This is a genomic window from Bradyrhizobium sp. CCBAU 53340, assembly GCF_015291645.1.
GTDB lineage: Bacteria > Pseudomonadota > Alphaproteobacteria > Rhizobiales > Xanthobacteraceae > Bradyrhizobium.
The window spans coordinates 350,319-374,591 of the sequence record NZ_CP030055.1 but is presented as its reverse complement, the minus strand read 5'-3'; the positions used below and the strand labels follow the sequence as shown (position 1 = coordinate 374,591).

At 65.5% G+C, this 24,273-nt stretch carries 23 protein-coding genes; 11 read left to right on the top strand and 12 right to left on the bottom strand.

The window, feature by feature from the left end:
• The first annotated feature begins 36 nt into the window (after positions 1 to 36).
• The 5 genes from XH89_RS01750 (at position 37) to XH89_RS01730 (ending at position 5,967) form a co-directional block, all read left to right on the top strand.
• Positions 37 to 1,995 (top strand): ABC transporter ATP-binding protein/permease, encoded by a 1,959-nt coding sequence (locus XH89_RS01750; protein ID WP_194465435.1) that lies wholly within the window; start codon positions 37 to 39, stop codon positions 1,993 to 1,995.
• 107 nt (positions 1,996 to 2,102) lie between these two features.
• Entirely contained in the window at positions 2,103 to 2,927 is an 825-nt protein-coding gene (locus XH89_RS01745) for an FkbM family methyltransferase (RefSeq protein WP_194465434.1), read from the top strand.
• Positions 2,928 to 2,952: 25 nt separating this feature from the next.
• Positions 2,953 to 3,339, top strand: coding sequence for a VOC family protein (locus XH89_RS01740; protein WP_194465433.1), 387 nt, complete (start codon positions 2,953 to 2,955; stop codon positions 3,337 to 3,339).
• Positions 3,340 to 3,411: 72 nt separating this feature from the next.
• Positions 3,412 to 3,654, top strand: a complete 243-nt coding sequence (locus tag XH89_RS01735) for a hypothetical protein (RefSeq protein ID WP_194465432.1) — start codon at positions 3,412 to 3,414, stop codon at positions 3,652 to 3,654.
• 204 nt (positions 3,655 to 3,858) lie between these two features.
• Positions 3,859 to 5,967, top strand: a complete 2,109-nt coding sequence (locus XH89_RS01730; protein WP_194465431.1) for an OmpA family protein — start codon at positions 3,859 to 3,861, stop codon at positions 5,965 to 5,967.
• A 309-nt stretch (positions 5,968 to 6,276) separates the two neighbouring features.
• Here XH89_RS01730 and argG read toward each other — a convergent pair whose 3' ends face one another.
• From argG to XH89_RS01700, 6 genes are all read right to left on the bottom strand, one after another.
• Entirely contained in the window at positions 6,277 to 7,614 is a 1,338-nt protein-coding gene (gene argG / locus XH89_RS01725; protein WP_194465430.1) for an argininosuccinate synthase, read from the bottom strand.
• 93 nt (positions 7,615 to 7,707) lie between these two features.
• On the bottom strand, positions 7,708 to 8,484 hold the full coding sequence (locus tag XH89_RS01720; RefSeq protein WP_194465429.1) for a phosphatase PAP2 family protein: 777 nt from the start codon (positions 8,482 to 8,484) through the stop codon (positions 7,708 to 7,710).
• Positions 8,485 to 8,567: 83 nt separating this feature from the next.
• The gene (locus XH89_RS01715) at positions 8,568 to 9,062 is read right to left on the bottom strand and encodes a hypothetical protein (RefSeq protein WP_194465428.1); all 495 of its coding nucleotides are present in this window, start codon (positions 9,060 to 9,062) and stop codon (positions 8,568 to 8,570) included.
• 129 nt (positions 9,063 to 9,191) lie between these two features.
• Positions 9,192 to 10,394 carry a 23S rRNA (adenine(2503)-C(2))-methyltransferase RlmN gene (rlmN, locus tag XH89_RS01710; protein WP_194465427.1) on the bottom strand — a complete coding sequence of 401 codons (1,203 nt, stop codon included), beginning with the start codon at positions 10,392 to 10,394 and terminating at the stop codon, positions 9,192 to 9,194.
• A gap of 167 nt (positions 10,395 to 10,561) precedes the next feature.
• Positions 10,562 to 11,188 (bottom strand): invasion associated locus B family protein, encoded by a 627-nt coding sequence (locus XH89_RS01705; RefSeq protein WP_194465426.1) that lies wholly within the window; start codon positions 11,186 to 11,188, stop codon positions 10,562 to 10,564.
• Between the two features lie 114 nt (positions 11,189 to 11,302).
• A complete protein-coding gene (locus XH89_RS01700; protein WP_194465425.1) occupies positions 11,303 to 12,142 on the bottom strand; it encodes an SDR family oxidoreductase in 840 nt (279 codons plus the stop codon).
• A gap of 222 nt (positions 12,143 to 12,364) precedes the next feature.
• Here XH89_RS01700 and XH89_RS01695 point away from each other — a divergent pair, with 222 nt between their 5' ends.
• Complete coding sequence (locus tag XH89_RS01695; RefSeq protein ID WP_194465424.1) at positions 12,365 to 13,339, top strand: NADPH:quinone oxidoreductase family protein; 975 nt, start codon at positions 12,365 to 12,367, stop codon at positions 13,337 to 13,339.
• Positions 13,340 to 13,493: 154 nt separating this feature from the next.
• On the opposite strand, the gene XH89_RS01690 is transcribed toward XH89_RS01695, so the two are convergent.
• Together XH89_RS01690 and XH89_RS01685 are read right to left on the bottom strand one after the other, a co-directional pair.
• A complete protein-coding gene (locus XH89_RS01690) occupies positions 13,494 to 13,886 on the bottom strand; it encodes a YkvA family protein (protein ID WP_194465423.1) in 393 nt (130 codons plus the stop codon).
• A 91-nt stretch (positions 13,887 to 13,977) separates the two neighbouring features.
• The gene (locus tag XH89_RS01685) at positions 13,978 to 14,280 is read right to left on the bottom strand and encodes a 4a-hydroxytetrahydrobiopterin dehydratase (RefSeq protein ID WP_194465422.1); all 303 of its coding nucleotides are present in this window, start codon (positions 14,278 to 14,280) and stop codon (positions 13,978 to 13,980) included.
• 149 nt (positions 14,281 to 14,429) lie between these two features.
• Between XH89_RS01685 and XH89_RS01680 the strand changes: the two genes are divergently transcribed.
• Both XH89_RS01680 and XH89_RS01675 read left to right on the top strand, forming a co-directional pair.
• Positions 14,430 to 15,875 carry a TAXI family TRAP transporter solute-binding subunit gene (locus XH89_RS01680; protein WP_194465421.1) on the top strand — a complete coding sequence of 482 codons (1,446 nt, stop codon included), beginning with the start codon at positions 14,430 to 14,432 and terminating at the stop codon, positions 15,873 to 15,875.
• A gap of 104 nt (positions 15,876 to 15,979) precedes the next feature.
• Positions 15,980 to 17,527: an alkaline phosphatase gene (locus XH89_RS01675; protein ID WP_194465420.1), complete on the top strand. Its 1,548-nt coding sequence runs from the start codon at positions 15,980 to 15,982 to the stop codon at positions 17,525 to 17,527.
• 7 nt (positions 17,528 to 17,534) lie between these two features.
• On the opposite strand, the gene XH89_RS01670 is transcribed toward XH89_RS01675, so the two are convergent.
• Positions 17,535 to 17,918, bottom strand: a complete 384-nt coding sequence (locus tag XH89_RS01670) for a response regulator (RefSeq protein ID WP_194465419.1) — start codon at positions 17,916 to 17,918, stop codon at positions 17,535 to 17,537.
• Between the two features lie 186 nt (positions 17,919 to 18,104).
• Here XH89_RS01670 and XH89_RS01665 point away from each other — a divergent pair, with 186 nt between their 5' ends.
• Complete coding sequence (locus XH89_RS01665; RefSeq protein WP_194465418.1) at positions 18,105 to 18,875, top strand: Crp/Fnr family transcriptional regulator; 771 nt, start codon at positions 18,105 to 18,107, stop codon at positions 18,873 to 18,875.
• Between the two features lie 48 nt (positions 18,876 to 18,923).
• On the opposite strand, the gene XH89_RS01660 is transcribed toward XH89_RS01665, so the two are convergent.
• The gene (locus XH89_RS01660; protein ID WP_194465417.1) at positions 18,924 to 19,166 is read right to left on the bottom strand and encodes a hypothetical protein; all 243 of its coding nucleotides are present in this window, start codon (positions 19,164 to 19,166) and stop codon (positions 18,924 to 18,926) included.
• A 2-nt stretch (positions 19,167 to 19,168) separates the two neighbouring features.
• On the opposite strand from XH89_RS01660, the gene typA reads away from it, so the two are divergent.
• Both typA and XH89_RS01650 read left to right on the top strand, forming a co-directional pair.
• Positions 19,169 to 20,995: a translational GTPase TypA gene (gene typA / locus XH89_RS01655; protein ID WP_194465416.1), complete on the top strand. Its 1,827-nt coding sequence runs from the start codon at positions 19,169 to 19,171 to the stop codon at positions 20,993 to 20,995.
• A gap of 203 nt (positions 20,996 to 21,198) precedes the next feature.
• Positions 21,199 to 22,443 (top strand): NAD(P)/FAD-dependent oxidoreductase, encoded by a 1,245-nt coding sequence (locus XH89_RS01650; protein ID WP_194465415.1) that lies wholly within the window; start codon positions 21,199 to 21,201, stop codon positions 22,441 to 22,443.
• 103 nt (positions 22,444 to 22,546) lie between these two features.
• On the opposite strand, the gene XH89_RS01645 is transcribed toward XH89_RS01650, so the two are convergent.
• Together XH89_RS01645 and XH89_RS01640 are read right to left on the bottom strand one after the other, a co-directional pair.
• The gene (locus XH89_RS01645; RefSeq protein WP_194465414.1) at positions 22,547 to 22,954 is read right to left on the bottom strand and encodes a thiol-disulfide oxidoreductase DCC family protein; all 408 of its coding nucleotides are present in this window, start codon (positions 22,952 to 22,954) and stop codon (positions 22,547 to 22,549) included.
• The gene (locus tag XH89_RS01640; RefSeq protein WP_194465413.1) at positions 22,954 to 24,273 is read right to left on the bottom strand and encodes an SDR family oxidoreductase; all 1,320 of its coding nucleotides are present in this window, start codon (positions 24,271 to 24,273) and stop codon (positions 22,954 to 22,956) included. Before XH89_RS01640 ends, XH89_RS01645 begins: the two co-directional genes overlap by 1 nt.

Here is a 24,273-nt window from a genome sequence, read left to right as displayed (position 1 = left end):
TGGGAACCCGGGGGAACCGGTTTGCGTTGCTTCCCCATGCAGAAGCCGGTCCGGACAAGTGAGCAGGGCAAGACGCTGCCCATCGTGAAGATCACCGGCGAGAATGGCGACGAGGTCGTCCCGCCGCCCCCGGAAGTGCTGGAGCCCGATCCCGAGCTGACACCGGAAGAGGCCGAGCAGGCGCGCAAGGATTATCTGCTCACGCGCTTCTGGATCAGCGCGCGCGGCTTCTGGAGCCGCCAGGGCGACCGCCTCGCCTGGCCGTTCTCGATCGGACTCGTCGTGCTGATCGTGCTGACCGTCGGCTTCCAATACGGCATCAATGTCTGGAACAGAGCCATCTTCGACGCCATCGAGAAGCGCGATGCCACCACCGTCTTCCATCTCACGGCCATGTTCTTCCCGCTCGCGATCGGCAGCCTCGTGCTCGGCGTGGCGCAGGTGTTTGCGCGCATGAGCATCCAGCGGCGCTGGCGGGCCTGGCTCACGAGCAGCGTGCTGACACGCTGGCTCGCCAACGGACGCTACTATCAGCTCAACCTCGTCGGCGGCGATCACCAGAATCCCGAATACCGGATCGCCGAGGATTTGCGCGTCGCCACGGACTCGCCGGTCGACTTTCTCGCCGGCGTGACCTCGGCGCTGCTGTCGGCCGCGACCTTCATCGTCGTGCTCTGGACCATCGGCGGCGCACTCACCATCAAGCTCGGCGGGTCGATCATCAGCATTCCCGGCTTCCTCGTGGTCGCCGCGATGCTTTATGCGGCCATCGCCTCGGGCTCGATCGTAATGATCGGCCGACGCTTCGTGCAGGTCTCCGAGGACAAGAACCAGGCCGAGGCCGACTTCCGCTACACCCTGACGCGGGTGCGCGAGAACGGCGAGAGCATCGCGCTGCTCGGCGGCGAGCAGGAAGAGCGCGACGGCATCGACCGCAATTTCACCAGCGTGCTGCGGCAATGGGCCAGGCTGGCCGGCCAGCACATGCGCACAACGCTGGTGTCGCAGGGATCGAGCCTCGTTGCGCCTGTCGTGCCGCTGCTGCTCTGCGCGCCAAAATTCCTCGACGGCAGCATGAGCCTCGGACAGGTGATGCAGGCGGCCTCCGCCTTCACCATCGTGCAGAGCGCATTTGGCTGGCTGGTCGACAATTATCCCAGGCTCGCCGACTGGAATGCCTGCGCCCACCGCATCGCTTCGCTGATGATGTCGCTCGATGGCCTGGAGCGCGCCGAGCAGGGCGATGGCCTCGGCCGCATCAAGCGCGGCGAGACCGGCAACGAAGCGATGCTGGAGCTGCACGATCTCTCCGTCACGCTCGATGACGGCACCGCCGTGGTCGGCGAGACCGAGGTGGTGATCGAGCCGGGCGAGCGGCTCTTGGTCGCCGGCGAATCCGGCACCGGCAAGAGCACGCTGGTGCGCGCCATCGCCGGCCTCTGGCCATGGGGCGGCGGCAGCGTCAATTTCCATCCTGACAGGCGGCTGTTCATGCTGCCGCAGCGGCCTTACGTGCCGTCAGGATCGTTGCGCCGCGCGGTCGCCTATCCCGGCGCCGAGGACGACTGGACGGTCGAAGAGATCGGCGAGGCCCTGCAGAAGGTCGGCCTCGATCATCTCAAGGGGAAGATCGAGGAAGAAGGCCCGTGGGACCAGACGCTGTCGGGCGGCGAGAAGCAGCGCCTCGCCTTCGCGCGGCTGCTGCTGCACAGCCCTGATATCGTGGTGCTGGATGAGGCGACCTCGGCACTCGACGAGAAGAGCCAGGACAAGATGATGAAGATGGTCACCGACGAGCTGCGAGAGGCCACCATCGTCAGCGTCGCGCATCGGGTCGAGCTCGAGGCCTTCCACAGCCGCAAGATCGTGCTGGAGCGCCGCAAGGGCGGCGCCAGGCTCGTCAGCGACATCGACCTGATCCCGCGCAAGGGCCGGCGCAGGCTGCTCGGCCGCTTCCTGCGCCAGCGCAAGCGGGCCGCGAAGAACGCGGCGTAGGATTCTCTCCGTCGTCCCGGGGCGCGAAGTGAGCCCGGGACGATCGAGCGTTGGCGCCCTCACCAAAACCGGCTATGCATGCGCCGCCTGCAACGAGGACCGCCTGCTTGACGCCCGACAATGCCTTTTCGTCCGCGCCGTTCGGCGCGTTTGCGCCGAACGCAGCGCAGGCCGCGATTATCAGCCTCACGCAAGGATCGGGGCTGAAGCGCGGCGCGTTCCGGCCCTGGATGTCGCGGCTGGTCAATCTGCTGCGCGGCGGCCCGGTCGACGTGCAATATCAGGGCGCCTCGTTTCGTCTCTATCACCAGGGCAGCGCGACCGAGCGCGGCGCGCTGTTCAACCCGGACTACAACATCGACGAGCTCGACTTCCTGCGCCAGCACACACCTGACGGCGGCACCTTCGTCGACGTCGGCGCCAATGTCGGCACCTTCGCGCTGGTGATGGCGCGGCAGGTCGGAACGTCGGGCAAGGTGGTCGCGATCGAGCCGCACCCCCTCACCTTTGCCCGGCTGTCGTTCAATCATGCCGCATCGAAGGCGACGCAGGTGCGCCTGGTGCAGGCTGCCGCGGGCGATGCCGACGGCGAGCTGATGATCGAGAGCGGCGGCGGCAATCTCGGCGCCACCCACGTCGTCACCGGCACGGCCAGCGCAGAAGCCATCAAGGTGCCGTCGCTACGGCTGACGCGCATCCTCGACGAGGCCTGCGTCCGCCAGGTCGATTCGCTCAAGATCGACGTCGAAGGCTTTGAGGACCGCGTGCTGAGCGGCTTCTTCCGCGACGCGCCACCGTCGCTGTGGCCGCGCGCGGTCGTGATCGAGCATCTGTCACAAAACGAATGGCGCGAAGATTGTATCGCTGACATGGTTGCGCGCGGCTTTGCGATCGCGCGCAAGACGCGGAGCAACACGTTCCTGTCACGCTGACAAAGACGACCAACGGAGGTTTGCGATGATCGATCATTTGGGCTTCTCCGTCTCCGATTATGAGGCCGCGAAGGCGTTCTACACCAAGGCCCTGGTGCCGCTCGATTACAGCCTGATCATGGAAGTGACAGCGGAGCAGACCGGCCACGCCGCAGCAGCCGGCTTCGGCGCCGACGGCAAGCCGGACTTCTGGATCGGCGGCGAAGGCGCGATGAACAAGCCGGTGCATGTTGCGATCACGGCCAAGAACCGCGCCACCGTCGATGCGTTCTACAAGGCCGCAATCGCGGCGGGCGGCCGCGACAACGGGCCGCCCGGCCTTCGTCCGCATTATCACGCGAACTATTACGGCGCCTTCGTGCTCGACCCTGATGGCCACAACATCGAGGCGGTCTGCCACGCGCCGGAATAGAATGGCGGGAGGGGGAACATTGGCGCGACATGATCGTTGTCGTTCTTCGGACAACTGATCTCCGTGAGGCCGATGCCGATCGAACCGCCCGAGATTCCACCATCGACGCCCGGCACACCCACCGAGCCGCCGCCGGGAATCCCGCCCGGCAATCCGCAACCCGAGATCACGCCGCCGGTGCGCGAGCCCGGCGAATCACCACGGCCCGACGAATTGCCGGGCCACATGCCAGAAGAGATTCCATCGCGCGGACCTGATGGACCAACCACACCCAATCCTGCGACGGATGCCAATTCGTCGCAGCATCACATGTGAGGCGAGTGATCACATGTGAGGCGATTGCAACAAGCGTCTGAATGCGCAATGAACGTCGCCATAGTGACGTGATTTGCGTGCAGAAATAAATCGGGCCGCGACCTCTTCGCCCGCCACAATGCGGCCTAACGCGTGGCCGTTCATTCCAATACGTCGATAAACCCAAGCCTTCGTCCAAAGAACCTTCCGGGGAAGTTGAACCACATGACCAACCTTCGTTTCGTGCTGCTTGCCACGACGGCTCTGACCGCGATGCAATTCGCAAGCTCCGCATCGCATGCGCAAAGCGCGCCATCACTCGTCGTCGCCCAGGCTCAGCCACCAGAGAACGACGGAAAACCGAAGCAGCCTCCGAAGGAGCAACCGAAGGGACCGCCGCCCGCTGCGCGCCCGACGACGCCGCCTCCGCCGCCGCCTGCTGCACCCAAGGCTCCGACCGCCCCGCCGCCCGCAGCCGCACCGCCGCATCCGCCCGCCGCACCTCCGCCGGCTGCCGCGCCGTCACGACCGACGCCGCCGCCCCCGCCGCCCGCGACTCGTCAGGCACCTCCGCCGCCCCCGCCGCCGCCTGCCGCGCCCAAGGCTCCGACGCCGCCTCCGGCCGCGGCTCCGCAGCAACATGCGCCAACGCCCCCGCCGCCTCCGCCAGCGGCGACGCAGCAGCACGCACCAACGCCGCCTCCGCCACCACCACCGCCGGCTCCGCAGCAGCGCACACCAACCCCGCTGCCGACGCCGCCCGCGACGGCACCGGCGCGTCCGACGGCAACGCCGACGCCTCCGCCTCCTGCAATCACGCCGCCTTCAGCGGCCCCGGGTGCACGGCCAGCGCCGACGGCAACACCGGCCCCGACGGCATCGCCGGCGCCCGCCGTTCGTCCGGCGCCGACAGCCACACCCACGCCGTTCACAACGCCGACGCCGAGCACCACGTCGCCCGGTCGTCCCGCCACGCCGCCGGCCCCAGGAACAACAGCTCCCGGCACAACCCCCGCTCCGACGGCAACGCCCGCGCCCGGCACCACGTCGCCCGCTCGGCCCGGCGCTCCGCCGGCCGCAGGAGCACCGGCTCCAGGGGCAACACCCGTGCCCGGTGGCACGGTGACGACGCCTCCCGCACGCCAGGGCGGAACGCCGCCTGCGGCGCCGCAGGCCGGCGCCGCACCGCGTCCTCCGGCACCGCCGCCCGGCGCTGCGGCACCGACGGTCGTTCCTGCCACGCCAGCCGCCGCACCGCCGCCGAACAAGGCGCAGTACGCGCCGCCGACGGTTGCGCCGGCCTTCCGCGCCGCGCCGACGGTCGCAGCACCGCTGCCGCCGCCGCCGCGTCCGCCGCAGCGTGACCTGACGCCGCTGGCGTTCGGCGCGGGCATCGTGGCCGGTGCTGTGATCGGCGCCACCATCGCCGACTACCGCAACCAGCGGCAGGAGGTCGTCGAAGGCGGCCGCACCATCTACACCGAGCCGGACCGCATCATCATCCGCGACCCCAGTGGTCAGGAATATGTTCGCGGCAACGATCTCTATCGCTTCCGCTACGGCGCCCGCGACATCCGCACCGAGACCGTCGGCGGCGAAACCCGCACCGTCGTGATCCGTCCTGACGGCAGCGAGGTGATCACCGTGGTCGGTCCTGATGGGTCGCTGCTGCGCCGTATCCGCAGGGACCCCGGCGGGCGCGAGATCATCATCATCGACAACACCTACCGCGATCCGCGCGCGGTCGGCGGCTTCTACGTCGACGTGCCGCCGCCGGTCGTGAGCATCCCGTATGATCGCTACATCGTCGATGCCCAGGAAGCCTCGCCCGATGTGATCTACGAGACGATGCGGGCTCCGCCGGTGCAGCGGATCGAGCGGCGCTACTCGCTCGACGAGATCCGCTACTCGCCGAACGTCCGCATGGCGATGCCGAGCGTTGACGTCAACACGATCAACTTCGAGACGGGATCCTGGACCATTCCACCGGACCAGGCGGCGCGGCTCCAGGTGATCGCCGACGGCATCAACCAGGCGATCCGGGCCAATCCGCAGGAAGTGTTCCTGATCGAGGGCCACACCGATGCGGTCGGCAACGACGTCGACAATCTGTCGCTGTCGGATCGCCGGGCGCAGGCCGCGGCCGAACTGCTGACCCAGCAGTTCGGTGTGCCCGCCGAGAACCTGACCTCGCAGGGCTACGGCAAGCAGTACCTGAAGGAGCAGACCGACGGTCCGAGCCGGATCAACCGGCGCGTCACCGTCCGCCGCATCACGCCGCTGCTCAACGGCGGCCAGGCCGACGCGGCACCGCCTCCGCCGCAGCGCCAGTAAGACTGCTGCAAAAAGAAAATGGCCGGGAGCAATCCCGGCCATTTTTGTTTTTCTCGTGCCCCGGACGCGGCGCGGAGCGCCGCAGAGCCGGGGCCCAGAAGCCAAAAGCGAAACCGTCGAGAGAGTCTGGGTCCCGGCTCTGCGATGCACCGCTGCGCGCTGCATCGCGTCCGGGACACGGGAGCCTCAGCATTCGTAGGGTGGTGGGCAAAGGCGCGCAAGCGCCGTGCCCACCACCTCTCCCCGAAGCACAGCGTGGGCACGGCGCGCGAAGAACGCGCCTTTGCCCACCCTACGAGAGCGGAGGTATCAGCCCTTGTCGCTTTCGAGCTTGAAGATCTGCGAGCCCTCGCTGCCCGAGAGCAGGCCGGTCTTCGAATAGAGACCGAGCTTGGTGCGCGTATCCGCGATATCGAGGTTGCGCATGGTGAGCTGGCCGATGCGGTCGGCCGGCGTAAAGGCGGCGTCCTCGACCTTCTCCATGCTGAGCCTTTCAGGCGCATAGGTGAGGTTCGGGCTTTCGGTGTTGAGGATCGAATAGTCGTTGCCGCGGCGCAGCTCCAGCGTGACCTCGCCGGTGACGGCGCGCGCGACCCAGCGCTGCGCGGTCTCGCGCAGCATCAGGGCCTGCGAGTCGAACCAGCGGCCCTGATAGAGCAGGCGTCCGAGCCGCATGCCGCTGATGCGGTACTGCTCGATGGTGTCCTCGTTGTGAATGCCGGTGACGAGACGTTCATAGGCGATGTGCAGGAGCGCCATGCCCGGCGCCTCGTAAATGCCGCGGCTCTTGGCCTCGATGATGCGGTTCTCGATCTGGTCGCTCATGCCGAGGCCGTGACGGCCGCCGATGGCATTGGCTTCGAGGAACAGCGCGACCGGATCGGCGAAGGTCTTGCCGTTCAGCGCGACCGGCTGGCCTTCCTCGAAACGCACCACGACCTTCTCGGCCTTCACGGCGCAATCGTCGCGCCAGAACGGCACGCCCATGATCGGGTTGACGATCTTGATGCCGCTGTCGAGGCTTTCAAGATCTTTTGCTTCGTGCGTGGCGCCGAGCAGATTGCTGTCGGTCGAATACGCCTTCTCGGCGCTCATCTTGTAGGCAAAGCCCTGCGCCGTCATGAACGCCGACATCTCGGCTCGGCCGCCGAGCTCGTCGATGAATTGCTGGTCGAGCCAGGGCTTGTAGATGCGCAAGCTCGGGTTGGTCAAAAGGCCGTAGCGATAGAACCGCTCGATGTCGTTGCCCTTGAAGGTCGAACCGTCGCCCCAGATGTTGACGCCGTCTTCCTTCATCGCCGCGACCAGCATCGTGCCGGTCACCGCGCGTCCCAGCGGGGTGGTGTTGAAATAGGTGATGCCGCCGGTCGAGATGTGGAAGGCGCCGGACTGGATCGCGGCGATGCCTTCGTGAACCAGCTGCGTGCGGCAATCGACCAGCACGGCCTTCTCGGCGCCGAAGACTTCCGCCTTGCGCGGGATCTCGTTGTAGTCGGCCTCATCGGGCTGGCCGAGATTGGCGGTATAGGCGTAGCAGCGCGCGCCCTTCTGCTTCATCCAGAGCAGCGCCGCTGAGGTGTCGAGGCCGCCCGAAAAAGCGATGCCGACTTTCTCACCCTTGGGCAGGCTTTTCAGGATCGTGGTCATGGGGCTTCCAATCGGGTCTGAAGGGGCTGATTTCGGTGCGAACTTGACCGCGCGAATATCAAATTTCGCAGGGATCGGCACCCATTTAATGGCTCAAATCGAGGGTGCGGGACCGGTCTTGCGGCCGAACAGGCGCTTGCGGAGCCGGTAGGCAGGCATGTTCAGCCGGGTCAGGGCGGCATCGACCGCCCCGTCCGAGAACCGGGTCCGCGACCAGCGGTAGATCATCGCATAAGCAAGCCAGATCACGAGGAAGGTGACGAGGCCGGCGGTCGCAACATCGGTGAAGAAATGGCCGCCGAAGGCCATGCGGAGCCCGCTGGTCACGGCCCCGAACACCACCGCGCCGGCATAGGCGAGCGGCCGCCACGCCGGGGGCGCCAGCGCGGCCGGCGCCAGCGTCCAGAACGCGGTCGCGCCTTCGCCCGAGAAGAACGAGCAATTGCGCGCACAATCGCCGCGCGGATCCCACCACGCCACGAACTGCTGATCGCCGGCAAACTGCGTCACCACCACCGGCCGCGGCCGGCCCCAATAGGTCTTGAAGGTGAGATTGGTGAGAATGCCGGCCGACAGAATGATCGTCACCAGCAGGAACACGATCGCGCGGCCCGACACCATCAAGGGACGGTCGGGCCTGATCATCTTGACAACGAGCGCAACCAGCGACGGCAGCACGAACGCCCAGGACACCCACATCGCAGCATCACGCGCGATCCCGGCCCAGCCGTTCAGCTTGAGCGGAAACGTCCTGGTATCAGGATCGAAGAACAGCGCGGCGATCTTGAGATCGAGCTCGGGATAGAGGCCGAAAACGACGCCGATCACGAGCCACAGCGCCAGGGCGATGAAGAGTCCAGTCCGGTTCATGGCGCGCGGTTTAGCGGAGTGGGACGGGGATGAAAACCCCAAGGAAGGTACCCATCCTCCCCCTCCAGGGGAGGGTAAGAAAGTCACCTTGCATCCGGCCTCGAATTCGACGGCAGTGGCGGGGGCGGTTCGCGCGGGGGCGACGGGATGCGCCAGGCGCCGGCATTGCGGCCGGCGATCAGCCAATAAACGACGCCCGCGACAATGCCCGCACCGGTCATGATCTCCAGATGCCGACGCACGATGCCCTCGAACTGAAACGTGTCAGGGTGGAACGGGACGAGGCCGAGATAGCAGGCGAGCCCGCCGAGGCCGCCGCCGACGGCATAGGCGAGCGCACTGCGGATGTAGAGCGCTTCGGTGATCGCGACGATCACCGCCGCCGGCACCAGCGCAAATCCCGAGACGAAGATGAAACCGAAGCCGAGCAGGATGTCGATCGTGCCCTGATCGACCGGACCGGCGCCAAGATCGGAAAATTCGGGAAACAGCAGCGCACCGACGACGATCATGCCGCCGACGAAGCAGGCGGCGAGAAAGCCGATGAAGATGACGATGAGGCGGCCGATCAGGGACATGCGGGGAAAGCCACCGTAGTCATCATTGCGAGCGCAGCGAAGCAATCCAGACTGCCGCTGCGGAAAGATTCTGGATTGCTTCGCTGCGCTCGCAATGACGAGGATGCGAGAGCGCGGGCACCCATCAACTCAATCCGTCATCGCCATGGCGCGCAGCGCCTGGCGTTCGCGCGCGCTCAGCTTCTCCGTCTCCGACTTGAGCTGGCCGCAGGCAGCGAGGATGTCGCGGCCGCGCGGGGTGCGCACCGGCGAGGAATAGCCGGCGTTGAAAATGTATTCGGAGAACTTTTCGATCTGGTCCCAGTCCGAGCATTCATAGGCCGTGCCGGGCCAGGGATTGAACGGGATCAGATTGATCTTGGCGTGAATGCCCTTGAGCAGCTTCACCAGCAGTTTCGCATCGTCGAGCGAATCGTTGACGCCCTTAAGCATCACATATTCGAAGGTGATGCGGCGGGCATTCGAAGCACCGGGATAGTCGCGGCAGGCCTGAAGCAATTCCTTGATCGGATATTTGCGGTTGAGCGGCACCAGCTCGTTGCGCAGCTCGTCGCGCACCGCATGCAGCGAGATCGCGAGCATGACGCCGATCTCCTCGCCGGCGCGCACGATGTTCGGCACCACGCCCGAGGTCGACAGCGTGATGCGGCGGCGGGAGATGCCGATACCCTCGTTGTCGCCGACGATCAAGAGCGCATCGCGGACCGCGTCGAAATTGTAGAGCGGCTCGCCCATGCCCATCATCACGATGTTGGTGACGCGGCGCGTGCCGTCCTCGCGATCGGCCCAATCGTTCAGGCGATCGCGCGCGACCATGATCTGACCGACGATCTCGCCGGCGGTAAGGTTGCGCACCAGACGTTGCGTGCCGGTATGACAGAACGAGCAGTTCAGCGTGCAGCCGACCTGCGAGGAGACGCAGAGCGTGCCGCGATCGGTCTCGGGGATGTAGACGCACTCGACTTCATGCGCCTTCTGAACATTGTCGCCGCTCGGCAGCCGCAGCAGCCATTTGCGGGTGCCGTCATTGGAGATCTGCTCGGCCACGACTTCGGGACGATCCACCGTGAAGTGCTGCGCGAGATCGGCGCGAATGCCCTTCGAGATCGAGGTCATGTCGTCAAAACTCTGGGCGCCGCGGAAATAGAGCCAGTGCCAGAGCTGCTGCACGCGCATCTTGCGCTGTGCCGGCGCAACGCCGATCTCACCGAGCCGATCGGCGAGCTCGGTGCGCGACAGACCGATCAGCGACGGCTTTGCCGGCGGCACGTAGGTTTCGAGCGGAGTCTTCTCCACCAGGATTGCGTCGCGCGGCTCGATCGTCGGTTGCATCTATGGGCCTAATTGCTGTGGTCGTTCCGGGGCAGCTCAAAGAGCTGAACCCGGAACCTCGAGATTCCGGGTTCGCGCTTTGCGCGCCCCGGAATGACGGAAGAAAATCTGGAACCGGCTCTATATAGCAACCGGGACCGCCGATTGCGACCTTCTCGCCCGCAGCCTTAATGCCGGCAATCCTGAGCGATCTTGTCGAGCGCCTGGGCGAGGCCCTTCAGCGAAAACGTGTCGGTGGTTTCCGTGCCCTTGGCCGAGGTGCCCTTGACCACGAGATCTGCGGATTTGCGCATGGCTTCCACCATCCGCTCCTCCTCGGCCGCATTCTTGATCCAGAGGCCGTCACCCTGCGTATACATCGCAAAGGAGGCGCCGCCGACCTCGACGGTCGATTCCGAGCCCGGCTTCAGCGCGTAGCCGATCATGACGGAGACTTCGTTGTTCACCTTCTCGGCCGGCCGGGTCGAGACGAAGGCATAGGCCGGATCGCGCGGCCGGTTCGGCGGATTGGTCTTCGACGACGAGGGCTTCGCCAGCGCAAAGCAGACCTTCTTGCCGTTGGGTGTCGCCGCATAGGCACCCCAGGTGCCGAACTGGCCGATCAGCGTCGGCTCGGCGCCACCCGCAACCGCCGCAGCGGGAGCGGCCTGCTTGCTCTCGGGCTTGGCTGCCGTCTTGGCCGCTGGCTTGGCCGCCGCCTTCGACGCCGGTTGCGCCGTCTGGGCGCGTGCGGAATCACCCAATCCCCACGCCGCCACGCCAGTCATCAAAGCCAAAAAGAGCGCCCGCCACATGCTGGAGTGGTTCCCTCAATATTGTGACTGGAAGATGGCCCGGCGGCGATTTGTCCCCGGGCAGGGATAACCGGGAAAGTCCAGTTTGGGAAGGTAGTTAGCGGGACGCCACGGTCAGCTTTTGGACCGCGCGGCGCGCTGTTCCGCCCACTGCGCATCAGTCCATTGCAACAGGTCCTCGGCGCCGGAACTGCGCAAATGGGCGCCGCCGTCGATCACCACCATCTCACCGTTGATGTATCCGGCGCGGTCCGAGACCAGGAAGCTGGCGAGGTCGGCCAGCTCGCTATGCTGGCCGACGCGTCCGAGCGGGTTGTGGGTGGTCCAACCTTCGTCGCGGCCCTCGGGGCGGAGCTGCCCCGACGCACCGGCGGTGGGGAACGGTCCCGGTGCGATCGCGACCGTGCGGATGCCCTTCGGGCCCCATTCCACCGCGAGGCTCTTGGTCATCGCCAGCACCGCCGATTTGGCCATCGCGGAAGGGACGGTGAAGGCGCGCCCGGTAATGGTCGAGGTCGAGAGGATCGAGAGCACGACGCCATTGTGCGCACCTTCGATCCAGCGCTTGCCGGCGGCGAGCGTGCAGTACATCGCGCCATGCAGTGTCGGCGCCAGAATCGCATCGGCCGCGCGGAACGACAGATGCTCACTTTGCGCGATGAAGGTCGCGGCAGCGTTGTTGACGAGAATGTCGAGCGGCGCCTCGCGCCAGATCGTGTCCATCATCGCATCGACCGCGGCACCATCGCGAACATCGCACGTCACGGTCGTGACCTTGCCGCTGGTCGCAGCGCGCATCTCGCTCGCGGTTGCTTCGAGACGGTCGAGCTTGCGCCCGCAGATCACGAGCTCGGCGCCGAGCGCGAGGAAGCGGCGTCCCATCGCAGCGCCAAGCCCGGAGCCGCCGCCGGTGACGAGGATGCGCTTTCCCTTGAGCAGACCTGTTTCAAACATCGTTTGAATCCCTTTCTCCGCGGGTTTCGTCATTGCGAGGAGCAAAGCGACGAAGCAATCCAGACTATTTCCGCGGGACGGACTCTGGATTGCTTCGCTGCGCTCGCAATGACGAGGATAGGCCAGCGCGCTCCTCAGACAAAGAATCTGGATTGTCCGGTCGCATTAAATCCGGCAGAAACGGCCAAACATTCATTCCACCCCGAACGTCCAGGTGCCGCCATGAAAGCCATTCTCTGTTCGCAATATTGCCAGCCCGACGATCTCGTGCTCGCCGATGTGCCGGATCCGGTCGCTGGTCCCGGCGAAGCGGTGATCGCGATCAAGGCGGCGGCGCTGAATTTTTTCGACATCCTGATGATTCAGGGCAAGTACCAGATCAAGCCGCCGTTCCCGTTCTCGCCGGCCGCGGAAGTTGCCGGCGTGATCGAGAGTATCGGTCCCGGCGTGACCGATCTGAAGATCGGCGATCGCGTCGTCGCCTCCTGCGGCCACAATGGTGCGCGCGAGAAGATCGCGCTGCCGGCGGCAGGAATCGTGAAGATCCCCGACAATCTCGACTACGATCGCGCGGCCGGCATCATCATCATCTACGGCACGGCGCTGCATGCGCTGGAGGATCGCGCCAGCCCGAAGCCGGGTGAGACGCTCGCTGTGCTCGGCGCTGCCGGCGGCACGGGTCTCGCAGCCTGCGAGCTCGGCAAGCTGATGGGCCTGAAGGTGATCGCCTGCGCCTCGTCGGACGAGAAGCTCGCCTTTGCCAAGGCGCATGGCGCCGAGCTGACGCTGAACTACGCCAAGGAAGATCTGAAGGAAGGCCTGCGCAAGCTCACCGACGGCAAGGGCGTCGACATCATCTTCGATCCAGTGGGCGGTGCGTATGCCGAACAGGCGCTGCGCTCGATCGCCTGGGAAGGCCGCTTCCTCGTGATCGGCTTTGCCGCCGGCGACATTCCGAAGATGCCGCTGAACCTTGCACTGTTGAAGGGCTGCGATATCCGCGGCGTGTTCTGGGGTGCCTGGACCCGGCTCAACCCCGCCAAGAACCGCGCCAATCTCGAGAAGCTCGTGAAGTGGACTGCGGAAGGCAAGATCTCATCGCATGTCGACCGCACCTTCCCGCTCGCACAGACCGCGGATGCGCTGAAGGTGCTGGCGGGACGCCAGGCCATGGGCAAGGTGATCCTGCATCCGTGAGGATGTAGTGCTGTCGCCACATACTCAATTGTCATCGCCCGGCTCGACCGGGCGATCCAGTACTCCGAGACGGTCGTGATTCAATCGACAAGCTGCGGCGTACTGGATTCCCCGCCTTCGCGGGGGATGACAGCGGAATGTTTGGCGATACCCGCTACGCCGCTTCCGCTTTCTCCTCCGCCTCGCCCACCCCGCGCTTCAGCGCGGCACGCGCCGCTTCGCGATGCTCCGTCGTGATGTGGCTGGCGACCATGCGGATGGCGGTGGCGAGAATGGCGGCGTCATCGGTGAAGCCGAGCACCGGCATCACGTCCGGAATGAAATCGAACGGCAGGATGAAATAGGCGATCGCGCCCAATAGCGACGCCTGGACATGGCGCGGCGTCTGCCGGTCGAACGCGCAGTAATAGGCAGCGAGCAAATCCTCAGTGAATGGCAGATGCGCAGCGACGCGCTTGAGCTTGCGCCAGAAGCGGCGGCGCAAGCTTTCGCGATCTTCCGCGAGCCGATCGGCTGGCTCGAAGCCAACGCTGTGTTCGGCAGCCATGTTCGACAATCTCCCCGTCCCGCCGGACGTGGCGGATGGCCGCATCCCGTGCTGATCACAACATGGGGATGCGCATCCTGCCTGCAAGATGTCAGCCGGGCGTCAGCTTCGCGATGGCGTTCATCGCCGTGGCGAGCTCGATGTCGAGCCGGGTGATGCCGCCGGCATCATGGGTCGACAGCACCACTTCCACCGTCTTGTAGACGTTGCGCCATTCGGGGTGGTGATCCATCTTCTCGGCGACCAGCGCCGCGCGGGTCATGAAGCCGAAGGCCTCGTTGAAATCCTTGAAGACAAAGGTCTTCCCGATGGCATCGCGCCCCTGGATCTCGGTCCAGCCCGGGATACCGCCCAGCGCCTGCCTGCGTGCCTCGGCCGTCAGCCGTTCTGCCATGATGGACCTCCGTTCAGGGGAACTTTACCCTAACACCGTGCTTACGCCTCGGTTCATGCGGGATTGGGCCGATCCGCTAACCATGACGGAGATGTAACCCCGTCGGGCAGGAAATTTGCTACAATTGTGGGCGTAAATCGCCGGCCAAGATGAAACTGAGCCTGAAGCGCCTGTTTGGGAGATCGATGACCGGGGCATCCGACCTGGCCGAAGCGCCCTCTCCGCCTTCGCCGCGATCTGCGGCGCGGAAGACGGCACTCGTGTCTCTGGCGCTGGTGCTCGCCATCATCGGCGCGCTGGCGGGCGGCTATTATTTCGCGATGCGGCCGGTGGTGCTGAAGATCGCGGTCGGTCCCGCCAACAGCGACGACGTCAAGGTGGTGCAGACGCTGACGCAGGCCTTTGCGCAGAGCAAAGGCTCCGTGCGGCTGCGCCCGATCCAGACCGACGGCGCCATCGCCAGCGCCAATGAGCTCGCCGAGGGCAAGGCCGATCTCGCCATTATCCGCGGCGATCTCGACGTGCCCAAGAACGCACAAGCCGTCGCGACGCTGCGCAAGAACGTCGTGGTGCTGTGGTCGGCGCCCGGCAAGGGCAAGAAGAAGAGCGCGAAGATCACCAAGATCGCGCAGCTCGCCGGCCATCGCGTCGGCGTGGTCGGCAAGACGCAGGCCAACGTCAATCTGCTCAAGGTGATCCTCCAGCAATACGGCGTCGATCCCGCCAAGGTCGAGATCGTGCAATTCCCGGCGAGCGAAGCCACCGAAGCAATCAAGTCGCAGAAGGCCGACGTCTATCTCGCGGCAGGCCCGGTCAACAGCAAGATCACGGCGGACGCGATCGCAGCTTCCGCGAAGGATGGCGGCACGCCGACCTTCCTCGCGATCGATTGGGCCGACGCGATCGCGCAGAGCCATCCGGTCTATGAATCCTCCGAGATTCCCGCCGGCACTTACGGCGGCTCGCCCGATCGACCCGAGGACGAGGTCAAGACCATCAGCTTCTCGCATCACATCGTGGCGCGCAAAGGCCTGTCCGAGACCACGGTTGCGGCCTTCACCCGGCAGCTTTTCGCCGTGCGCCAGCAATTGCTGACCGACTTTCCGCAGGCCGCGAAGATCGAAACGCCCGATACCGACAAGGATGCCGTGATCCCCGTGCATCCCGGTGCTGCCGCCTTCGTCGACGGCGAGGAAAAGACCTTCCTCGACAAGTACAGCGACTACATCTGGTGGAGCCTGATGGCGCTTTCGGCCATGGGCTCGCTCGGCGCCTGGTTCGCGGGCTATCTAAAGAAGGACGAGCGCAACAGCAACAATCATCAGCGGGAACGGCTGCTCGACATGCTGGTCGCAGCCCGCAAGAGCGAGACCACCGACGAGCTCGATCAGATGCAGACCGAAGCCGACGAGATCCTGCGCGACACCCTGCGCTGCTACGATCACGGCGCCATCGAGGAAGGCGCACTGACCGCGTTCAACATCGCGCTCGACCAGTTCCACGCCGCGGTCGCCGACCGCAAGGTGGTGCTGTCCAGCCTGCCACAGAACCTGCAGCGCGCCGGCGTGCAATTCCGGGCCGCCGGCAACGCATAGGCGGCCGCGCGTAATTTCCGCGTCACATTGTCTCAATATAGCGTCGGACATCATCCTGACGACCGCCACCTTGGCGGGCGCCGCGCGATATCGAGAGCATCGCCATGAAGATCAAATTCTCCCGCCGCAAATTCCTCACCACCAGCGCCGGCGCACTCGGCGCGATCGCGATGCCGCATCTGTCGCGCGCGGCCGACCGGCCTGTGGTCACTCACGGCGTGCAGTCCGGCGACGTCACGGTCGACGGCGGCGTGGTCTGGGCGCGCACCGACCGGCCCGCGCAGATGCTGGTCGAGGTGGCGACGACTGATACCTTCAAGGACGCCCGCGCGCTGCCGCCGATCGCGGCGCTGCCGGAGAGCGACTTCACCGCGAAGATGCTGGTGGAGAATCTTCCCGGCGGACAGGACATCTTCTATCGCGTCCGCTTCCGCGACCTTTCCCACACCGCGATCGAAGGCGAGCCGGTGGTCGGCCGCTTCCGCACCGCGCCGGCCGATCGCCGCGACGTCAGCTTCGTCTGGGGCGGCGACGTCGCCGGCCAGGGCTGGGGTATCAATCCCGATGACGGCGGCATGTTCACCTTCTCGGCGATGCACAAGCACCGCCCGGACTTCTTCCTGCATTCCGGCGACACCATCTACGCCGACGGCGTGATCCCGTCCGAGGTCAAGCTTGCCGACGGCAAGATCTGGAAGAACGTCACCATCCCCGAGAAGGCCAAGGTCGCCGAGACGCTGGACGAGTTTCGCGCCGCGCACAAATACAATTTTACCGACGACAATGTCCGCGCCTTCAATGCCGAGGTGCCGATTTTCGTGCAGTGGGACGACCACGAGGTGACCAACAACTGGTCGCTGTCGAAAGATCTGCCTGCTGCCTACAAAGTGCGTGACATCTCGCTGCTCGCCGCACGAGCGGGCCGCGCCTTCCACGAGATGTATCCGATGCGCGAGAGCATCGTTGAGCCGGGCCGGGTCTACCGCAAGATCGCTTACGGCCCGCATCTCGACGTGTTCGTGCTCGACGAGCGCAGCTATCGCGGCCCGAACGGCGCCAACCTCGAAACGGAGTACGGCCCGGCCAGTTACTTCCTCGGGCCGGAGCAGATGGCCTGGCTGAAGCGTGAACTGCTCAATTCGCGCGCGACCTGGAAGGTGATCGCCTCCGACATGCCGCTCAGCATCCTCGTCTACGACGATGCCGCGAACAAGAAGGGGTCGGAAGCCTTCGCGCAGGGCGACGGCCCGGTGCGCGGCAGAGAGTTCGAGATCGCCGACCTTCTGCGCTTCATCAAGATGGCGCCGATCAAGAACACGGTGTGGCTGACCGCCGACGTGCATTACGCCGCCGCGCACTATTACAATCCGGACAAGGCGCAATTCCAGGAGTTCGAGCCGTTCTGGGAATTCGTGTCGGGTCCGCTGCATGCGGGAACGTTCGGGCCTGGCGAGATGGACAACACGTTTGGACCCGAGGTGCGTTTCGTCAAGGCGCCCGGCCCCGACAAGCAGAACCTTCCGCCGTCCGCCGGCATGCAGTTCTTCGGTCACGTCAAGATCGACGGCGCCTCCGGCCAGATGACGGTGACGCTGCGCGACCGTGCCGACGTCGCGTTGTGGTCGACAACGCTCGATCCGAAGCTCGCCTGAGGCTGATCTAGCTGCAGCGCGCCTGCAACGCCGCCTCCAGCGCATCGCTGCTGCACGGCTTTTGCAGCCGCGGCCGTGTGCCAAACTCTGGCGGAATGCCGGTCTCCGCGCCATAGCCGGTGACGAAAACAAAGGGAATGTCGAGCGCCGCCAGCCGCTCGGCGATCGCAAAGCTCTTCTCGCGGATGAGCTCGACGTCGAGCAGCGCGAAGTCTGGCACGCGCGAGGCAATCGCGCTCAGCGCCTGCGCGACTGATCCCACCGTGCGCACGCTCTTCACGCCGAATCCGAGCAACCGATCCTCGAAATCGATCGCGATAATCGGATCGTCCTCGACGATCAGAACATCGGCAGGGATGTCGGCCGAGTTGTCCGGGGAGGCAGGTATCATGATCCTGGCTATCGAGGGCTGCATGTTTCACCGATCAGGACAGCCTCGTGCCGACGCCTGCGCCCAGCGCATCGGAGGGTTCCCGGAACGAAACTCACCACAGAACAGTTTTGACGTCTGTCCACATGTGCACATAGGCCGTGGACGGAACTCGCTAGTGTGGAAGGGAGGACAGGGGAGTTCACGATGGATGCACGGATCAGCAAGACGAGCGAGATCGAGAGCCGCCCGGCCAACAATCTGCTTCGGCGCTTGAACGCCGCGGATTATGCGCTGCTCGCACCCCATGTCGCCGTTGACGACGTCGGTGCGAGCCATCTGCTCTACAATCCCGGAGACGACGTCCAGGTCGTGCACTTTCCGTGCGGGCCGTCGCTCGCGACGTTCCTCGTTCCTAATGAGGACGGCCGCGACGTCGAGACCATTTTGGTCGGCCGCGAAGGCGCCGTCGGCGGCATCGTTAGCGAAGGATTTCTGCCGGCCTACACGCGCATCTGCGTGAAGTTCGGCGGACCATTCGCACGCATTCACGTCGGCAGGCTTGAAGCGGCCAAGGCGCGCTCGCCGTCGCTGCGCAACATCTTCGCGCGCTACGCCGATTGCATGCTGGCGCAGATCTTCCAGTCGACCGCCTGCAACGCGATTCATTCGATCGAGCAGCGCACGGCCAAATGGATCATCGCCGCGATGGAGCGAACCGGCGACGAGCGCAGCGTGCCGCTGACGCATGAGCAGCTCGCCACCTTGCTCGGCGTGGGGCGCAGCTATGCCAGCCGCGTGCTGCAGTCGTTCAAGGCCGAAGGCGTGCTCGACACGCGGCGCGGCTCGATCCTGGTCCGCAATCATGACGGCCTGCGCCTGCGCGCCTGTCTCTGCAACGACGCCGTGAAGCTGCATTTCGAGGAGGTGCTGCGCGGGGTCTATCCGACCGAGGAGCCGGAGAGCCACGCAAGCTGATCGGGACGGCCGGCTCGCGAGACAGGGCCGGTTTGGCCCGGACCACCCCTAAGCCCCGGGGATTCCCGGGCAAAATTCAATCAACCAACCCTGAAAGAACGCATTGTTTTTTGGCGTTTTTTGCCTATATTGCGGCGCAAACGCATAGGCTACCCGGTCGATATGGCCGGGTTTCCTTTTTGGGCGTAGCAGGCCCCGTTTTCCACGTTTCCAGCGTTGTTCCTGCGAAGAGGTCCCGGCTTGACCGGCGAGATCGCGCTTAACCCATTGTCCGACCGCAAAGAAGCTCACTCATGAATCTCCGCAACGTCGCCATCATCGCCCACGTCGACCACGGCAAGACGACCCTCGTCGACAAGCTCCTCCAGCAGTCCGGCACGTTCCGCGAGAACCAGAAGGTGACTGATCGCGCCATGGACTCCAACGATCTGGAGCGCGAGCGCGGCATCACCATTCTGGCCAAGGCGGCCTCGGTGCAGTGGAAGGACACCCGCATCAACATCGTCGACACGCCCGGCCACGCCGATTTCGGCGGTGAGGTCGAGCGCATCCTGAACATGGTGGACGGCGCCCTGGTGCTGGTCGACGCCGCCGAAGGCCCGCTGCCGCAGACCAAGTTCGTGGTCTCCAAGGCGCTCAAGGTCGGCCTCAAGCCGATCGTCGTCATCAACAAGGTCGACCGCCCCGACGCGCGCCCGACCGAAGTCATAAACGAGGTGTTCGACCTGTTCGCGGCGCTCGACGCCAGCGAGGAGCAGCTCGACTTCCCGATTCTTTATGGATCAGCCAAGCAGGGCTGGATGGCCGAGAGCCCCGAGGGTCCGCAGGACAAGGGCATGAAGCCGTTGTTCGATCTGGTGCTGCGCCACGTCGCGCCGCCGAAGGTCGAGGAAGGTCCGTTCCGCATGATCGGCACCATCCTCGAAGCCAACCCCTATCTCGGCCGCATCATCACCGGCCGCATCTCGTCCGGCGTGCTCAAGCCGAACCAGCAGGTCAAGGTGCTGCATGCCGACGGCAAGCTGGTCGAGACCGGGCGCATCACCAAGATCCTGGCGTTCCGCGGTCTCGAGCGTACGCCGCTCGATGAAGCCGAAGCCGGCGACATCGTCGCGATTGCGGGCCTCACCAAGGGCACCGTCGCCGACACCTTCTGCGATCCGACCGTCGAGGTGCCGCTGCCGGCCCAGCCGATCGATCCGCCGACCGTGTCGATGTCGTTCATCGTCAACAACTCCCCGCTCGCAGGCACCGAGGGCGACAAGGTGACGAGCCGCATGATCCGCGACCGTCTCTTGCGCGAAGCCGAGGGTAACGTTGCGCTGCGCGTCGTCGAATCCGCCGACAAGGATGCGATGGAAGTCTCCGGCCGCGGCGAATTGCAGCTCGCGATCCTGATCGAGACCATGCGCCGCGAGGGCTTCGAGCTCTCGGTGTCGCGTCCGCGCGTCGTGTTCCAGAAGGACGAAGCCACCGGCGCCACCATGGAGCCGATCGAGGAAGTCGTCATCGACGTCGACGAGGAACATTCCGGCGTCGTCGTGCAGAAGATGAGCGAGCGCAAGTCCGAGCTGATCGAGATGAAGCCCTCGGGCGGCAACCGTCAGCGCCTGGTGTTCTACGCCCCGACCCGCGGCCTGATCGGCTATCAGGGCGAGCTGCTCACCGACACCCGCGGCACCGCGATCATGAACCGCCTGTTCCACGGCTATGCGCCGTACAAGGGTGAGATCCAGGGCCGCCGCAACGGCGTGCTGATCTCCAACGACCAGGGCGAAGCGGTCGCCTACGCCATGTTCAAGCTGGAAGACCGCGGCCCGATGATGATCGAGCCGGGCTGGAAGGTCTACAAGGGCATGATCGTCGGCGAGCACACCCGCGACAACGATCTCGAGATCAACGTGCTCAAGGGCAAGCAGCTCACCAACATCCGCACCACCTCGAAGGACGAAGCGGTGCGCCTGACCCCGCCGATCCGCATGACGCTGGAAAAGGCGCTCGCCTATATCGAGGACGACGAGCTCGTCGAGGTCACGCCGAAGTCGATCCGCCTGCGCAAGAAGCACCTCGACCCGAACGAACGCAAGCGCGCCGAAAAGGCCAAGGAGGCGGTGGCTTAAGGCCGCCGTTCTCTCGTGCCCCGGACGCAGCGCAGCAGATAGTGATGCGCTGCTGAGCCGGGGCCCAGACGTTCTCACCTCCTGCACATCACCTTGGGTCCGGGCTCTGCGGAGCGGCGTTGCACGCCGCACCGCGTCCGGGACACGAGAACGGCATAACTGCCCGGCTTCAGCACACCCAGCGGACGTGCTAGAGCCCATCCATGTCCTTCCCCTCCTCCGTCGACGTCGCCATCATCGGGGCCGGTGCCGCCGGCCTCGGCGCGGCGCATGGGCTGGCGGCCTCGAGCCTCTCCATGATCGTGCTGGAGGCGCGTAGCCGGCTCGGCGGCCGCGCCTGGACCGTGCAGGCCTCACCTGCGGTGATCTTCGATGTCGGCTGCGGCTGGCTGCACTCCGCCGACAAGAATTCCTTCGTTCCGATCGCGCGAAAACTCGATTTCGAGCTCAACAAGGACCTGCCGCCCTGGCGTGAGCGCGCCTATGGCAATGCGTTTCCGCAAGGCGAGCGCGACGATTTCATGCGCGCGATGGACGCCTTCTACGAGCGGCTCTGGCAGGCCGCGCAGAAGGGCAAGGACGAGCCTGCGAGCCGAAGCCTGGAGCCAGGCAATCGCTGGAATCCCATGATCGACGCGATCTCGACCTATATCAACGGCTGCGAACTGAAGAACATGTCGACGCTCGACTGGGACGCCTATGAGGACAGCGAGCTCAACTGGCGCGTCCGCCGCGGCTATGGCGCGCTGGTCGCTGCCTATGGTGCGCCCTGCCCGGTGGCGCTGAACTGCAACGTCACGCTGATCGACCATTCCGACAGACGTGTCCGCATCGAGACGTCGCTGGGCGCGCTGACCGCGGACAAGGTGATCGTCACCGTGCCGACCAATCTGATCGCTGATGAGACGATCCGCTTCTCGCCGCCACTGCCGGCCAAGGTCGATGCCTGCGCCGGCCTGCCGCTCGGTATCGACGACAAGGTGACGCTGGCACTCGACGGCGCCGAAGCCTTTCCCAAGGAAGCAAACCTGCGCGGCGCCACGATGCGCACCGAGATGGGCACCTATCACATCCGCCCGTTCGGCCAGCCCTGCATCGAAGGTTTTTTCGGCGGCAGCTTCGCCCGCGCGCTGGAAGATGCCGGCGAGGGCGCCATCGCCGCGCACAGCATCGACGAGATCGCGGGCTTTCTCGGCAATGACATCCGCCGCAAGCTGAAGCCGCTCTACGAGTCGCGCTGGGGGCGCGATCCGTTCGCGCGAGGCTCCTATTCGCACGCGCTTCCGGGGCGTGCCGGCGACCGCGCCGTGCTGGCCGCGCCGGTGGACGGGCGGCTGTTCTTCGCGGGCGAAGCGACCTCGCCGAATTTCTTCACGACGGCGCATGGCGCAAGGGACACGGGCGAACGAGCGGCAAGAGAAGTGCTGGCGGCTCTAGGCGAGCCGTAGCCATACACTCCGTCATTGCGAGCGCAGCGAAGCGATCCAGAACCTGTCCGCGGCGGTAGTCTGGATAGCTTCGTCGCTTCGCCCTCGCAATGACGAGGCGGCACTACTCAATCACTCGCGCCCGCAAATCCGCATCCGGCACGAAGCACACATCGTACTTGCCGAAGATGCGGTAGCGGTTGTGGGCGATGAGGCTGTAGACGAAATCTCGCAGCGGCTTCGGCACCGCGAACAGCGCACGCACCCAGCCCCAGCCGGGGAGATGCGACAGCACTGTCAGCGCAGCGTCTGATTTCAGGAACGCCTCGCCGCCATGGACGACGGCGTTGGTGTCGGGATCATCGGGGTCGATGCCGAAGGTGCGTGCGAGCGTCGCACCATAATCCGACTGGATCGGCGTGAAGCGGAATCGCTTCGCTGTATCGCGCTTTGCGACGAACCGCACCCAGCGCGAGCAGAAGATGCAGACGCCGTCGAACAGGATCACGTCATCGTCGGACCATCTTGCCATCAGCGATTGTCCAGCATCAGAAGCGCAACGAGCATCAGCACGATTGCCGGACCTGTCTTCACGAGCGCGCCGAGCGGCTCGATCCAGAGATCTGGCGTCAGGATCGCCGCGCCGAACATGTAGCCGAGCGAGGCGACGATGCCGGCAACGAGCCCGATCGCGGCGGTGCGGCGGAAGGCAATCAGCACGCCGATGCTCATGTCCATCAGGCTGGTGCCTGTCGTGATGGGATCGACCAGCGAAGGCGGAAAATGGTGCGCAGTCAAAATACCAGCGGCAGCGCGGTAGGACACGAACAGCGCGATGAAGCCGGAGACGAGCCAGAACGCGACCAGGCTCGCAATGATCAGCGCCTTGATCAGGAACAGCCGCGCGAACCAGACGTCCTGGATGGTGGCGGGATGGCGCCCGATCGCTTCCATCAGCGTCCTGGGCACGATGCCCGTGGCGGCGATCCACGCCGAGGGATCGCCTCGCACGCCGCGGCGGAGCTCGGCGATGGCGGTGGAGCGCATCGGCGGCATCCAGCCGAGCCTGTTGGCGAGATCGCCGATCTTGGCGCCCAGATCGAGCATGAAGTCAGGCATTGCGATGTGCGGCCATCCGGCCGTGCCGAACGCAAGGCGAAACTGCTTGATGACGCCAGCCATCGTGATCGGTTCGGATTGCATGAGGTCCCAGCTCACGGCCCGGACGGAGGCATCATCGACGTCGCGCGCGGCAAGCCAGGCGATGGTCGCGGAGATATCATCGACCGCGACAGGCTGAAAAGGCGTCGCCATTTCCTTCGCCGGCAGATCCAATGGGAAGGCGGCGAGCGCGCGCAGCATGGCGCTGCCGCCATAGGCTGACGGCGCGACCACGAAGCCGGGCCGCAGGATGGCGTGGGGGATGCCGGAGGCCGCGATCAGCCGCTCCGCCTCGCGCTTGGTGGTAGCGAAGGCGGTACGATCGGCATCAGCGTTGCCGGGAATTGAGATGTGCACCAGCCGGATCGCACGACCGCTGCCGGCAATGGCTTGAAGCAGGCGCGCGACGAAATCGCGATGCACGGCATTGGTGTCGCTGCCGGGGCCGTCCTGCAGCACGCCGAGGCAATTCACGACGACATCCACGGCGTGCTCGCTGAGCAGGCGCGCCAGCGCGGCGGCATCGAGTGACAGGATCGGTCGCTCAAGATCGAGCGCGCTCGTCTTCTGCGCCGGCAGCAGGCTGCGCGCGAGACCGACCACGCGAAAACCACGCGTGCGCAGATCGTCGGTGACGAAGCGGCCGATCAGGCCGGAGGCTCCGAGCACCAAAATGGTTCGCTGGCTCAT